The organism is Pseudomonas sp. B7 (assembly GCF_016735645.1).
GTDB classification, from domain to species: Bacteria; Pseudomonadota; Gammaproteobacteria; order Pseudomonadales; family Pseudomonadaceae; genus Aquipseudomonas; species Aquipseudomonas glycinae.
The window spans coordinates 79198-93274 of sequence record NZ_JAERRE010000006.1; the positions used below are offsets into that span (position 1 = coordinate 79198).

Consider the following 14077-nt stretch of genomic DNA (forward strand, 5'->3'; position numbering starts at 1 on the left):
ATCCAGAGAAGTTAATGATGAGTTAATGCTTCGATGAAGTCCGCAGCCGGCATCGGTTTGCCGAAAAGGTAGCCCTGCAGAAAGTTGACATGGTGGGCGGCCAGATAATCACACTGGGCTTGCGTCTCCACACCTTCGGCCACGATGCCCAGATCCAGCTTGGTCGAGAGCTCGATGATGCTGTCCAGAATATGCCGTGACAGCGCATCTTTATCGATCATGGCGACAAATGTCTGATCGATCTTGAGGAAGTCGACATTGAACGTCCTCAAGTAACCGAGGCTTGAATGGCCGGTGCCAAAGTCATCAATCGCGATCTTCACGCCCATTGCACGCAGCTGCGCGAACAGTTGATGGGTAATGTCGGACGGCTCGATCAGCTCACGTTCGGTGAGTTCCAGAACCAGGCTGATGCTGCCCGGCGGAAAAGCTGACAAAAATTCACGGCAATCCTCAACCAGCTCCAGATCGTTGCAATGGCTGGCGGTGATGTTGTTGCCAATGTGGAACGGCGCGGTAAAGGTCGATGACAGCGGCCCCAGCACGACAGCCGTCTGCTGCATCAAGGCCCGAGTCATCGGCACGATCAGTCCGGAGTGTTCGGCAAACGGGATGAACAGGTCCGGACGCACCAGCCCCTCCTTGGGATGGTTCCAGCGCATCAGCACTTCCGTGCCCGACCACTGTTTACTGTCGCCGTGCACCACCGGTTGAAAGTAGGGAATGAACTCTCCCGCCTCCAGCGCCCGAAGCATTTCATGGCTGGGCGATGTGGATCGTTTTTGCACGATGTAACCGATTGCTCCCGATACTGCACCGAAGAACATCAGCAGGCTGAACAGCGGCGGGTATTCATCTTTCATGTAGCGCCAGGTTTCGCCTTCTGGAAAAGCGGCTGTCACCGAGAACGCATAGTGCGACGAGTGCAAGGTACTTTGCGCCACCGGCAACGCGGGCAAGGCGCCTTGATGCACTTTGCCGTCGGCGCAGAGCCAGTTGTTGCCGACTTGCAGCAACAACAATGTGTGCCGGCCGATCAGGCGCAGGATGTTGCTCAGGTGATAGCCGTCCAGCGTGGTCAGTGCGCCACCACGGCCTTCGCTGAGGCGGTACACCAGCAGCGCGGTGTCAGGCGTCACCGGGTTGCCGTTCATGAGCCACAACTTGCCTTGGGCGTAGTCGCCTGGATTGACGGCTTCCTTGAAATCGCCGAACAAGGAGCTGCAATAGAGATTGTCGTCCCACACCAGATTGGTCGAGCGCACGAACGGGCGGCGGGTGACTTGTTCGCGCAAGGCGAGTTTGACGGTCTCGCAGGTCTGGCCGGCCAAAGGCAACAGTTCGCGGGCGGCCTGGGCAGTGTTGTCGAGCATCAGTTCGAACTGACGCAGGGCTTCTTCGGCGGTGTGTTGCGAACTCTGCTGAAGGGCGCGTCCGGCCTGCATATAGAGAATCACACTGCCGAGTACGATCGGCAGCAAGCCGCACAGCAAAGTCATTATTATCCGGGTGCTGCGCTTGCGGCGGGGCCTGACAGTCAGTGGCATGGGCGCATCCTGTCGCAATGGAGTGGGGCTCTAGATGGCAGGCGAAGCGTGCGCGCAAAGCCCAGGGTCTGAGCCCATGATAGATGGCCAATGACGCCTGCGCTGCTCAACGGTAATCCAGCCGTGTTGCCAGTTGAATGAATGCCAGCGTGGCGGGCGATGCCTGGCGCTGATCCAGTACCGCCAGTCCGACCTGCCGTTTGACGGGCGGTGACAATGTCCGTTTTACATAGCGCGGGTCGGAATCGAAGGGCAACGAGCCTTCCGCCACCACAGTCATTGCATCGCCCCGGCCCACGGTGTCGAGCGTGCTGAGCAGCTGCGAGCAGCGATAGCGGATGTTCGGGTTCAACCGCGCCGTGTTGAACAGGCGCGATACCAGCTCCGACGAACCGGCCTCGGTCAGCACGAACGGATCGTTGCATAAGTCTTTCAGCGTCACTGATTCGTGCGCCGCCAACGGGTGACCGAGCGGGAGCAGGGCGACCATCTGATCTTCGATCAAGGTAAACGTGTCGAAGCGTTCCTCGGGCAGCACCACAAAGCCGATGTCGATCCGTCGCTCCTCCAGCCACTGGATGACCTGCCGATCCGGGCCTTCATCGATGTGCACTTCGATCCCCGGATGCGCCTCGCGATACTGCTGCAGAATCCTGGGCAACAACTTGATCGACGATGTCGGCCCGAACGAACCGATGCGCAATGTGCCGCGCTTCATGCCGCGCGCATCCGCCGCCTCTTGGCGTAGGGTATTGGCCAGCCCAAGCATCGCCCGGGCCCGCAGCAGCAATTGCTCGCCGATGTCGCTCAGTTCCACTTGCGATTGGTGCCGGCGCAGCAGTTCGACGCCCAGTTCCTGTTCCAGCGACTTCAAGGCGTGAGACACCGCTGACTGGGAAATCCCGAGGCGATGGGCGGCGAGAGTAAAACCTCGCAGTTCGGCCACCAGCGAGAAGATTTCGAGTTGGGTCAGGGTCATGAGTAAAGACTCATTTTACGATGATGAGGAATCAATCGAATGATACGTCATCCGTCAGTCTCATCGTTGGGAGCGTTATGAGTTGTCATGAACCTGTCCGTCCGGCCGCCTCGGACATGCCCGTCTATTTGAACCTGGCCCTGGTCACCATGATCTGGGGCGGAACGTGGGTGGCCGGGCGGTTTCTGGCCGGCAGCCTGAGTCCGGTCTTCGCCGCCAGCTTGCGATTTCTGCTGGCCAGTTTGGCGTTGCTCGGGTTTCTGCGACTGGCGCGGATTGCGCTGGCGCGGCCCACGCCCCGCCAATGGCTGCAACTGGCGCTGCTGGGGTTCTTCGGGATCTTCTTCTACAACCTGTGCTTCTTTTACGGGTTGCAATACATCAACGCTTCCCGGGCCTCGTTGATCGTGGCGCTGAATCCGGCGGTGATCGGTCTGGCATCGTGGCTGCTGTTCAAGGAGCGGCTGAGCCGGCTGAAGGTCATCGGCATCGCAATCTGCATCGGTGGGGCAGGTGTGGTGATCGTCAGTCGCCACCCGCAGTTGTTGCGCGAAACGCCGGACGCGTGGATTGGCGACCTGCTGATCCTCGGCTGTGTGCTGAGCTGGGGCGTCTATTCGCTGTTCTCCCGCAGCCTCAACCAGAGCATCGGCCCGGTGCAGACCGTGACCTTTTCGATTCTGCTGGGCACCTTGATGTTGTGGGCGTTGGCCCTGAGCCGTGGCGAAGTCGACGTTGCGGCGCTGGCCGCACTTGGCTCGCGCCAATGGCTGAGCCTGGCCTATCTGGGCGTACTCGGCTCGGCGCTGGCTTACATCGGTTATTACGATGGCATCCGTAAAATCGGCGCCACGCGCTCTGGTGTATTCATTGCGCTCAACCCGCTGACCGCCGTGCTGGCCGGCGCAATCCTGCTGGGCGAACAGCTGACGCTGGCCATGTGCCTGGGCGGCGCGCTGATTCTGACGGGCATCTGGCTGTGCAACAAACCCCTTGCACCAGCCGGAAAAAAGCGGATTTTATAGAGAGGGCAGACAACCCTATTTACGCTGTGTAGAATCGGGTTACGCATACAATAATAATCGTCTTCTGGCAGCAGAAGCCTCGCCCGCAAGAGCCTTGGGTCGACAATGAAGATATTCGGGTTTCAACTGATCTACGGTGACTTCCTCGCCCGCAGTGTGCGTGGCATCTCCTGTGCGCCACCCACCGGTCTCAGCATTACTGACAAATAACTCTGGTTAATTGATAAGAATGATGAGGCGCCAACCATGGCAGATTTATACGAAAACCCAATGGGCCTGATGGGCTTCGAGTTCATCGAGTTCGCATCGCCCACACCTGGCACCCTGGAGCCGATCTTCGAGATCATGGGCTTCACCAAGGTCGCGACCCACCGTTCCAAGAACGTGCACCTGTACCGCCAGGGCGCGATCAACCTGATCCTCAACAACGAACCCCACAGCGTTGCTTCCTACTTCGCGGCCGAGCACGGTCCATCCGTTTGCGGCATGGCGTTCCGGGTCAAGGATTCGCAGAAGGCTTACAAACGCGCGTTGGAACTCGGTGCCCAGCCAATCCACATCGAAACCGGCCCGATGGAACTGAACCTGCCGGCGATCAAAGGCATTGGCGGCGCGCCGCTGTACCTGATCGACCGTTTTGGTGAAGGCAGCTCGATCTATGACATCGACTTCGTGTTCCTCGAAGGCGTTGATCGCAACCCGGTCGGTGCCGGCCTGAAGATCATCGATCACTTGACCCACAACGTGTATCGCGGTCGCATGGCCTACTGGGCGAACTTCTACGAGAAACTGTTCAACTTCCGCGAAATCCGTTACTTCGACATCAAGGGCGAATACACCGGCCTGACCTCGAAAGCGATGACCGCGCCGGACGGCATGATCCGCATCCCGCTCAACGAGGAATCATCGAAGGGCGCCGGGCAGATCGAAGAGTTCCTGATGCAGTTCAATGGCGAAGGCATCCAGCACGTGGCGTTCCTCACTGACGACCTGGTCAAGACCTGGGATCAGCTGAAGAAGATCGGCATGCGCTTCATGACCGCGCCGCCGGATACCTACTACGAAATGCTCGAAGGCCGCCTGCCGAACCACGGCGAGCCGGTTGATCAGTTGCAATCGCGCGGCATCCTGCTGGATGGTGCGTCGGATAAGGAAGACAAGCGTCTGCTGCTGCAGATCTTCTCGGAAACCCTGATGGGGCCGGTGTTCTTCGAATTCATCCAGCGCAAAGGCGACGATGGTTTCGGCGAAGGCAACTTCAAGGCTCTGTTCGAATCGATCGAGCGTGACCAGGTGCGTCGTGGCGTTCTCGCTACCGAGTAATCCGCATCAGATGTAAAAAAGCCCGGCCTGCAGAAATGCAGGCCGGGCTTTTTATTGCGCGTCTTAAGGGCGCCGTTGGCGCATCAAATGCTTGAACCCTTCAAACACCAGCACCACCACCGCGAGCCAGATCGGGATGTAGGTCAGCCATTCGCCGGGTTTGATGCTCTCGCCGAGCAGCAGCGCCACACCGAGCAGCAACACCGGTTCCACGTAACTCAACAAACCGAACAGGCTGAACGGCAGCAAGCGGCTGGCAATGATGTACACCACCAGCGCCGACGCACTGATCAGGCCGAGCAGCGGAATCAGCCACGTCAGCGCCGGGTACTGATCGAACACGCCGAAACCCTGTTCGCCGCCGCGCACAAACCAGTACGCCACCGGCAGCATCAAAGTCATGTCGACCCACAAACCGCCGAGGTTGTCGGTCTTGAGGTATTTGCGCAACACGAAATACAACGGGTAACCGACGACCACCACCAGCGTCGCCCAGGAAAACCCACCGACCTGATACAACTCGTTCAATACCCCGAGGCTGGCAAAAAACACCGCGACTTTTTGCAGGTACGACAGGCTTTCGCCATAAGCGATACGCCCGGTCAGGACCATGGCCAGCGGCAGCAGGAAGTAGCCCAGCGACACATCAAGGCTGTAGCCGTTGAGCGGCGCCCACATGAACAGCCACAACTGCACGCCGAGCAACGCTGACGAGAGGATCAGACCACCGATCAACTTCGGCAGTGCAGGGAGCCGGCGCAGCAGCTCCAGCACCCGCCGCCATTCGCCGGAAACCAGCATGAACACGGTCATGCAGGGCACGGTCAGCAGCATCCGCCAACCGAAGATTTCCACGCCGCTCAACGGAGTGAGCAACGAGGTGTAGTAATACATGACGGCAAACAGCGTCGATGCTGTCACCGATAGAGCAATGCCTTTAGACAAACTGTCCTCGCGGGGGGGATGGTGAAACGGGGCAGGCAGGATACGTGGTTTTTGTGGTGAATATTGGCCAGATGGTCATTATTTTCAACAGATCCAAAAGCCCCTCACCCTAACCCTCTCCCGAAGGGAGAGGGGACTGACCGAGGTGTCTCAGGAGTTTCAGCGACGTGAAAGTCCGAGTCGATTGTGGATTCACCACGAGAGCTTCAGGCAAAAGCTTAGCTTCAATATCCCCCAATCGGTTCCCTCTCCCTCCGGGAGAGGGCTAGGGTGAGGGCAGCGGTCTCAAGCCGAACGCGGTTTGCGGCCCGACACAAAATGGCTCACATCATTAAACCCCGGCGTAGACGCATGCCCCGGCGTTACCAGCGAATCGATAAACGCCTCATCCTCCGCCGTAATCTTCACCGCCTGTGCCTTGGTGTACGCATCCCACTGTTCTTCCGTGCGCGGCCCGACAATCGCCGAGGTCACCGCGCCGTTGTTCAGCACCCAGGCAATCGCAAACTCGACAATCCCAACCCCACGCTCCCGGGTGTATTGCTGAATCTGCTGGGCAATGCGCAACGATTCCACGCGCCATTCAGTCTCCAGAATCCGTTTGTCCTGGCGCCCGGCACGGCTGTTGGCGTCCGGGGTCACGTCCGGTGCGTACTTGCCGCTGAGCACGCCACGGGCCAGCGGGCTGTAAGGCACGACGCCGAGGCCGTAAGTCTGGGCGGCGGTGATCTGCTCGGTCTCGGCCTGACGGTTGACGATGTTGTACAGCGGCTGGCTGATCACCGGGCGATCGACGCCGAGTTTGTCCGCCACGCGGATCACCTCGGCAATCCGCCAGCCGCGATAGTTCGACAGGCCCCAATAACGGATCTTGCCCTGGCGAATCAGATCGCCAATCGCCGAGATCGTCACTTCCAGCGGGGTGTTGTGGTCTTCGCGGTGCAGGTAATAGATGTCGAGGTAGTCGGTGCCGAGCCGGGTCAGGCTGGCCTCCAGACCATTGAAGATGTGCTTGCGGCTCAAGCCGCTGCGGTTCGGCACGCCATCCACGGGGCCGAAACCGACTTTGGTCGCCAGCACCCATTCATGCCGATGACGGGCGATGGCTTCGCCGACGATCTCTTCCGAGCGGCCGTTGGTATAGACGTCGGCGGTGTCGATGAAGTTGATGCCCTGATCCCAGGCCTTGTCGATGATGCGCAGCGAGTCTTCCGCGCTGGTCTGTTCGCCGAACATCATCGTGCCGAGGGTGAGGGTGGACACTTGCAACCCTGAGTGACCCAGTGTGCGATAGCTCATGCCGAAATCCTTTTGTCGGTGGGAAAGCTTCCATCAAATACCAGAAGCGCCCGGCGCGGCAAAGTGAATTTATCGCCGCAACGCCTCGCAGCGCTGGCGCAAAAACGCTTGCAACACCTTGACCCGTTCCGAGACTTGCACGCGATGCGGGCACAAGAGATTGAACGGTACGCTCTCGCCGTGCCAGTCATCGAACAGCGTCACCAGCCGCCCGGCGCGTACGTCTTCGGCCACGTCGAGCCAGGCCTTGTAGGCAATGCCGTGCCCGGCGAGCGCCCAGCGGCGGGCGACTTCGCCGTCGTCGCTGAGGTAGTCGCCGCGGACTTCGACCTCGACCGTTTCGTCGTCGCGATGGAAACGCCAGGTGTTGTAGGGACGGCCGTTGCGCAGGTAGAGCAGGGCGCCGTGCTCGCTCAATTCGGCAGGATTTTGCGGTGTACCGTGGCGCTCGATATACGCAGGACTGGCGCAGGCCACGCGGCGATGCTCAGGCAGAATCGGCAACGCCACCAGCGTCGAATCACTCGGCACGCCAAAGCGCAGCGCCACATCCACCGTCTCGCGAAACAGATCCGCATGCCGGTCGTTGAGCAGCAATTGCAGCTGAATGTGCGGGTGCTCGCGCTTGAAATCGTCCAGCCACGGCAACAGCACATTGCGCCCGAAGTCCGACGGCGCCGCCAGTTGCAGCACGCCGCTCAGGCCTTCGGTCTGTTGCTTCAGCGCCTGTTCGCCCTCGGCCAATGTGGCCAGTGCTAGGCGCACGCTTTCCAGATAGCGCCGACCTTCTTCGGTCAGGCGCATGCTGCGGGTCGAGCGGGCGAAGAGGCGGATGCCGAGGCGGGTTTCCAGGCGTTTCAAGGCGATGCTGGCGGCGGCCGGTGTCAGCTCCAGCGCCCGGGCGGCGGCGGAAATGCTGCCGGAGTCGGCGGTGCGGACGAAGATCTCAAGATCGAGAATCGAGCTCATTGGTAAAAATCCTTTAAAGATCCTTCCGATTTACCGGGATTTTTCTGCGATTGGCAACCGGGGAAGATGCAATCTCCTCAAGCCCACCGGAGAACTCTCATGAAACCATTCGACAACCAGACTGTTGTGGTCATCGGCGGCAGCAGCGGCATTGGCGCCGCCGTCGCGTCGAACGCCGCTGAACGAGGCGCCCGTGTTTATTCGGTTGGGCGCCGTGTTGAAACGTCAGAAACCCATGACGGTGTCCGCCACGAATCCGCCGATGTCACCGATGACGCCTCGCTGCGTCAACTGTTCGAGCGCATCGGCGCGTTCGATCATCTGGTGATTACCGCCGGGCCGAGCGTCAGCGCCAAGCTGTTGGCCGACAGCGATCTGCTTCAGGCGCAGCAGGCCTTCGACGTGAAATTCTGGGGCACCTTGCGCGCCATTCAAGCGGCACTGCCGTACCTGAGCGAGCGGGCCAGCATCACCCTGACGTCAGGTTTGCTGTCGCGCAAATTCGTAGCGGGGCAATTCATCAAGACCACGTTGAATGCCGCGCTGGAAGCTCTGGCCAAACAACTGGCCAAGGAGCTGGCGCCGCGCCGGGTCAACGTGATCAGCCCCGGCGTGACTGACACCGAAGCCTACGCCGGCATGGACGAAAGTCAGCGCAATGCAATGTTCGTCCGTACCTCGGCGGCGCTGCCGGTGGGTCGGGTCGGCAAGCCGCAGGACCTGGCCGCCGCTTTTATGCTGGTCATGGAAAACGGCTTTATCAGCGGCAGCATCATCGATGTCGACGGAGGTGGATTGTTATGACCTGGCACTTCGATCACCTGGCGTTCAATGCGCCGGACGGGCAGCCGATTCAGGACGCCTTCAATGTATTGCTGGGATTGACGCCGGGGCGGCGACCGCCGTTTCCATTTCCCGGGCGGTGGTTGTATCAGGATGGGCAGGCGTTGGTGCATGTGATTGAGCAGCCTGCGCTGGATGAGGCAGCGTTGAGTCATCTTGCGTTTCGTACGGATGAAGACGCGGCGGTGGTTTTGAAGCGGGTGCAGGGCAGTGGGTTGCCGTATCAGGTGGCGCAAGTGCCGGAGGATGGGGTCTTGCAGATTTTTGTGCAGATGCCTGGGGGATTGGTTCTTGAGCTGGACGCGAAATCTAGAGTTTAAAATCAAGAGCGCCCTCACCCCAGCCCTCTCCCGGAGGGAGAGGGAGCCGACCGAGGTGTTATCACGAGGTACATCGACCTGAAACATCGAGTCGAACTCCGGCGTTGAAATGCACCGAGATCGGCTCCCTTTCCCCCTCGCCCCCTTGGGGGAGAGGGCTGGGGTGAGGGGGTGACGTTCTCAGTCACATCGCAGTGTTTAAGCCGTGTGTTTAAAGGACACGTTCAGACACGCACCCCAGGCTACACAACCTTGCGCCGTTGCCTACGACTAAGCCAGAATCCGCCGGCTTGTGCGCTTGGGGGCCGGGTTTTATCGTTGTCCCGTCGCTGAAAAGAACAGCGATCGGGTTTGGTAGCCCGGGTCTTTAAGTGCAGAGTGCTCCATTTTGTAGAGTCTTTTGTCTCTGTTTTATGGTGGTCATTCGCAGGGCACCTTCGGGTGCGCCGTTTCTCCTAAGGCCCGGTCTACCAACCTGCGTCTGGCCACCACCATCGTTTGGTAGCGAGAGTGGTGGCTCCATATATGTGCCTTAGGAGTTCCACCATGATCAAACCAACACCCAACCCACCCGAAGCCGACACCACCTCGCCCTACGAAACCCTCGATTCAAAGAAATTCCACGAAGCCGCCGAACGCGCCCTCGATCACTACCTCAATCCGCTGCTCCCCAGAAAACCGCTGCTCAAACCCAACGCCCGCTACCTCATCGCCCCCGGCATCGACAGCGAAGAACTGCTGGCCGATGCCTGCGAGACGCTGACCTCTGCCAAAGTCATGGCGACCGACTTCGCCGGACTGGTGGACGGCTCGCAGAGGCATGTGCTGCTGGGCATTGCGCAACTGATCATGCTGAGTGAACTGGCGGTGAACCGGGCGCTGGATAATCTGGAACTCAAGACTGAAGCACCGCTGTAGCTAGATCCAAAAGAAAAACGGCCCGAAAAGGGCCGTTTCTGTATTTCGACTAAGGCTTAAGCCCGCAACGTCCGCGTCATCCGCAACGCCAGCAGACTCCCGCCAACAATCACACCCGCCAGCAGATACAACGCCGCGTCGGTCGACCCGGTGCTGTCCTTCACCCAACCCACAAGGTAAGGGCTGAGGAACCCGGCCATCTGCCCCATCGAGTTGATCAACGCCAACCCGCCCGCCGCAGCACCTGCACTGAGCATGGCAGTCGGCACCGGCCAGAACATCGGCAGACCGGTCAACGCGCCCATGGTCGCGATGGTCAGGCCGAGGATCGCAATCGCGGGATTCGCTGCGAAGTTCACCGCGATCAGCAGGCCGACAGCGCCCATCAACATTGGCACCACCAGATGCCAGCGACGCTCTTTGCGCAAGTCCGCCGAGCGACCAACTACCAGCATGAACACCGCCGCCAGCAGATACGGAATCGCACTCAACCAGCCAATCACCAGGTTGTCGCTGAAGCCGAGGTTCTTGATGATCGACGGCAGCCAGAAGTTGATCGCGTACACGCCGCTCTGGATGCAGAAGTAGATCAGGCCGAAGGCCCAGATGGCCGGGTTCTTGAATACGGCAATCAGCGAATCGGAAGTGGTTTTCGGTTTGTTCGCCAGGTCCTCTGCCTGATCGGCTTCCAGCACCGAACGCTCGTGCGGGGTCAGCCATTTGGCAGCGGCGAAGTTGTCGCTCAACAGGAAGTAGGCGAGTGCGCCCAGCACCACGGTTGGAATGCCTTGCAGCAGGAACATCCACTGCCAACCGGCCAGACCACCCTGGCCGGCGGCGAAGTGATTGAGGATCCAGCCGGAAAACGGGCTGCCGAGCAGGCCCGACACCGGAATCGCCGACATGAACAACGCCATGATCCGGCCACGGCGGAAGGTCGGGAACCACTGCGAGAGATACAGCACAACACCTGGGAAGAATCCGGCTTCGGCGGCGCCGGTGAACAGGCGCAGAGTGTAGAACTGGGTTGGCGTGGTGACGAACAGCAGGCAGGTCGACAGCGTGCCCCAGGTGATCATCATCAGCGCGATCCAGCGCCGCGGACCGAATTTGGTCAGCGCCAGGTTGCTCGGTACGCCGCACAGCACGTAGCCGATGAAGAAGATCCCGGCACCGAGGCCGTACACGGTTTCGCTGAATTTCAGCGCGTCGAGCATCTGCAGTTTGGCGAATCCAACGTTGACCCGGTCGAGGTAGTTGAACAGGTAGCAGATGAAGATGAAGGGGATCAAACGCAGGGTGATGCGTTTGTAGACGGCATTTTTATCGTCAGCGATGGTCTGGGCGGCAGCGGCGCTCTGCGACATGGCGGCTCTCTCTTTATTATGATTTTTTGCGATGCAAAGGGTAACGTTGATCGCCCTGAGAGTCTCGGCCACCTTTGGCCGGATTGTCTTTGTGCCTGAGCACAGGGTTTGCTGCCAGACCCTGTGCGGGTGAACAACCGTCCGCGCCTGTTTTCAAGGATTCCAGCCCTTATGTTCGAACTCGATCACGACCTCGCCCAGGACATCGTCGACCGGGCCATGGCCATTTTGCCGTACAACGTCAACGTCATGGACAGCCAGGGGTTGATCCTCGGCAGTGGCGAGCCGGAGCGGATCAACACCCGCCATGAAGGCGCGCAACTGGTGCTGGCCAACGGAAGGGTGGTGGAGATAGATGCGCAGACCGCCGTGCATTTGAAAGGCGTGCAACCGGGGATCAACCTGCCGCTATTGCTCGATCAGCGTTTGATCGGTGTACTCGGTATCACCGGCGAGCCGGAGCAATTGCGCACTTACGCCGAACTGGTGCGCATGACGGCTGAAATGCTGGTCGGCCAGCGCAACCAGCAATCCGAACAGCAATGGCGGCGGCAGCGTTGCGATGATTTGCTGGCCTTGCTGCTGAGCGAGGCGGGGGATTCGCCAAGGCTGGTCGATGAGGCCCAGCAACTCGGGCTCAAACCGCAACTGACGCGGGTGCCGTATCTGTTCGAGTTGGGCCTGGAACATGGGCCGGGGCAAACCGTCGAGGCGCTGAGTGCCTGGCTGATGTCGCGTTATCCGGACAGTTGGTGCGTGAGTTCGGCCAAGTCGTCACTGCTGTGGTGCCGGCCGGCGAGTCAGAACGTCGAGCATGATCGACTGCTGGAAAAACTCGATGGCCTGGGCTGGAACATCCTGCGCATTGCGGTCGGCGGGCAGGCCGATGGGCTGGCCGGGCTGCGCCGTTGTTATCGACGGGTCGGCGATCTGCTCGCCTATGGCCGCGAAGTGCTGCCGCGCTCACGGCTGCTGACCCTCAATCGCTATCGCTTGCCGGTGATGCTCTGGCGCCATCGCAACGACGATGCGCTGGATGAACTGCTCAAACCGTTACGCAAAGTGATCGCCAAGGACAGCAACGGCCAGTTGCTCGCGACCTTGCGCAGCTGGTGCGATCACGACGGGCAGAGCCAGGCCTGCGCCGATGCCTTGGGGATTCACCGCAACAGTCTGCGTTACCGGATGGAGCGGATTGCCGAGTTGAGCGGGGTCGATCCGTTGAAGCTCGACGGGATGCTGGCGTTGTATCTGGGTGTGCAATTGCTGCCGCAGACCGACGATTTGTCGAAATGAACAATAAACGCCTGCGCCACTTGTGCAGCGGACAGGCGTCAACGGGCAAGGCGACTGGCAGCATGAGGGGCATTGGAACTGGAGAATTCGCATGAAAATCGTCATCGCCCCCGATTCGTTCAAGGACAGCCTGAGTGCCCAAAGCGTTGCAGAAGCCATTGCGCTGGGCCTGGCGCAGGTCTGGCCGCAGGCGACGCTGGTCAAGTGCCCGATGGCTGACGGTGGCGAAGGCACGGTGGAGTCGATTCTCGCCGCGTGCGAAGGCGAACTGCGCCGCACCCGCGTGCGTGGTCCGTTGGGCGCAGCGGTTGAAGCCGCGTGGGGCTGGCTACCGCATAACCACACTGCAATCATCGAAATGGCCGAAGCCAGTGGTCTGCAGCTGGTGCCGCCGGGGCAGCGTGATGCGTGCATCAGCAGCACCTTTGGCACGGGTGAGTTGATCCGTGCAGCAATGGATGCCGGCGCACAACGGGTGATCCTGGCCATCGGTGGCAGCGCCACCAACGACGGCGGTGCCGGCGCGATGCAGGCGCTGGGTGTGAAACTGCTGGATGCTCAAGGGCAATCGTTGGTGCCGGGCGGCCTGGCGCTGGCGCAACTCGCACGACTGGACCTGAGCGAACTCGACCCGCGTCTGGCGCACATCCGTTTCGATATCGCCGCCGACGTCAACAATCCGCTGTGTGGCCCTCACGGCGCCTCGGCAATCTTCGGTCCGCAGAAGGGCGCATCTCCTGCGCAAGTGCAGCAACTGGATCAAGCCCTCGGTCACTTTGCCCAATTGTGCGCGCAGGCGTTGGGCAAGGATGTTCAGGACGAGCCGGGCAGCGGTGCCGCGGGTGGACTGGGTTTTGCGGCCAAGGCATTTCTCGGCGCACGGTTCCAGGCCGGTGTCGAAGTGGTCGCCGAACTGGTCGGACTGGCCGATGCCGTGAAGGGCGCACATCTGGTCATCACCGGCGAAGGACGCTTCGATGCCCAGACCCTGCGCGGCAAAACCCCGTTTGGCGTGGCGCGGATCGCCAAGCAACACGGCGTACCGGTGATCGTCGTTGCCGGGACTTTGGGCGAGGGCTATCAAGCGCTCTACGATCACGGTATCGACGCCGCATTCGCCGTCACCAGCGGCCCGATGACCCTCGAACAGGCTTGCGCCGAAGCACCGCGTCTGTTGCGCGAACGTGCCACCGATATTGCCCGCGTCTGGCGCATGGCGACTCCGGCCTGACCTGTCACCCATCAT

The 14077-nt window shown here is 60.4% G+C and carries 13 protein-coding genes; 7 read left to right on the forward strand and 6 right to left on the reverse strand.

All coding sequences use genetic code 11. The features are described from left to right. Positions 1–11: 11 nt before the first annotated feature. Together JKA62_RS15135 and JKA62_RS15140 are read right to left on the reverse strand one after the other, a co-directional pair. Positions 12–1547 (reverse strand): EAL domain-containing protein, encoded by a 1536-nt coding sequence (locus tag JKA62_RS15135; RefSeq protein WP_201818466.1) that lies wholly within the window; start codon positions 1545–1547, stop codon positions 12–14. 106 nt (positions 1548–1653) lie between these two features. Then, on the reverse strand, positions 1654–2526 hold the full coding sequence (locus JKA62_RS15140) for a LysR family transcriptional regulator (protein ID WP_201818468.1): 873 nt from the start codon (positions 2524–2526) through the stop codon (positions 1654–1656). Between the two features lie 77 nt (positions 2527–2603). Here JKA62_RS15140 and JKA62_RS15145 point away from each other — a divergent pair, with 77 nt between their 5' ends. Both JKA62_RS15145 and hppD read left to right on the forward strand, forming a co-directional pair. Continuing rightward, complete coding sequence (locus JKA62_RS15145) at positions 2604–3551, forward strand: DMT family transporter (protein WP_201818470.1); 948 nt, start codon at positions 2604–2606, stop codon at positions 3549–3551. A 246-nt stretch (positions 3552–3797) separates the two neighbouring features. Then, complete coding sequence (gene hppD / locus JKA62_RS15150) at positions 3798–4874, forward strand: 4-hydroxyphenylpyruvate dioxygenase (RefSeq protein WP_011334325.1); 1077 nt, start codon at positions 3798–3800, stop codon at positions 4872–4874. A 63-nt stretch (positions 4875–4937) separates the two neighbouring features. Here hppD and rarD read toward each other — a convergent pair whose 3' ends face one another. The 3 genes from rarD to JKA62_RS15165 all read right to left on the reverse strand — a co-directional run bounded on the left by rarD (position 4938) and on the right by JKA62_RS15165 (position 8087). Then, a complete protein-coding gene (rarD, locus tag JKA62_RS15155; RefSeq protein ID WP_201818472.1) occupies positions 4938–5819 on the reverse strand; it encodes an EamA family transporter RarD in 882 nt (293 codons plus the stop codon). Between the two features lie 285 nt (positions 5820–6104). Beyond that, positions 6105–7118, reverse strand: a complete 1014-nt coding sequence (locus JKA62_RS15160) for an aldo/keto reductase (protein ID WP_201818473.1) — start codon at positions 7116–7118, stop codon at positions 6105–6107. A gap of 69 nt (positions 7119–7187) precedes the next feature. Then, positions 7188–8087, reverse strand: coding sequence for a LysR family transcriptional regulator (locus JKA62_RS15165; protein WP_201818474.1), 900 nt, complete (start codon positions 8085–8087; stop codon positions 7188–7190). Positions 8088–8186: 99 nt separating this feature from the next. Here JKA62_RS15165 and JKA62_RS15170 point away from each other — a divergent pair, with 99 nt between their 5' ends. The 3 genes from JKA62_RS15170 (at position 8187) to JKA62_RS15180 (ending at position 10168) form a co-directional block, all read left to right on the forward strand. Beyond that, a complete protein-coding gene (locus tag JKA62_RS15170) occupies positions 8187–8891 on the forward strand; it encodes an SDR family oxidoreductase (RefSeq protein ID WP_201818475.1) in 705 nt (234 codons plus the stop codon). After that, positions 8888–9250, forward strand: coding sequence for a hypothetical protein (locus JKA62_RS15175; RefSeq protein ID WP_011334320.1), 363 nt, complete (start codon positions 8888–8890; stop codon positions 9248–9250). Before JKA62_RS15170 ends, JKA62_RS15175 begins: the two co-directional genes overlap by 4 nt. A gap of 546 nt (positions 9251–9796) precedes the next feature. After that, positions 9797–10168: a DUF6124 family protein gene (locus JKA62_RS15180; protein WP_201818476.1), complete on the forward strand. Its 372-nt coding sequence runs from the start codon at positions 9797–9799 to the stop codon at positions 10166–10168. Between the two features lie 56 nt (positions 10169–10224). Here JKA62_RS15180 and JKA62_RS15185 read toward each other — a convergent pair whose 3' ends face one another. Continuing rightward, a complete protein-coding gene (locus JKA62_RS15185; RefSeq protein WP_201818477.1) occupies positions 10225–11535 on the reverse strand; it encodes an MFS transporter in 1311 nt (436 codons plus the stop codon). Between the two features lie 171 nt (positions 11536–11706). Between JKA62_RS15185 and JKA62_RS15190 the strand changes: the two genes are divergently transcribed. Next, on the forward strand, positions 11707–12831 hold the full coding sequence (locus tag JKA62_RS15190) for a sugar diacid recognition domain-containing protein (RefSeq protein ID WP_039768706.1): 1125 nt from the start codon (positions 11707–11709) through the stop codon (positions 12829–12831). 91 nt (positions 12832–12922) lie between these two features. Next, a complete protein-coding gene (locus JKA62_RS15195; RefSeq protein WP_201818478.1) occupies positions 12923–14062 on the forward strand; it encodes a glycerate kinase in 1140 nt (379 codons plus the stop codon). The last annotated feature ends 15 nt before the right edge of the window (positions 14063–14077 follow it).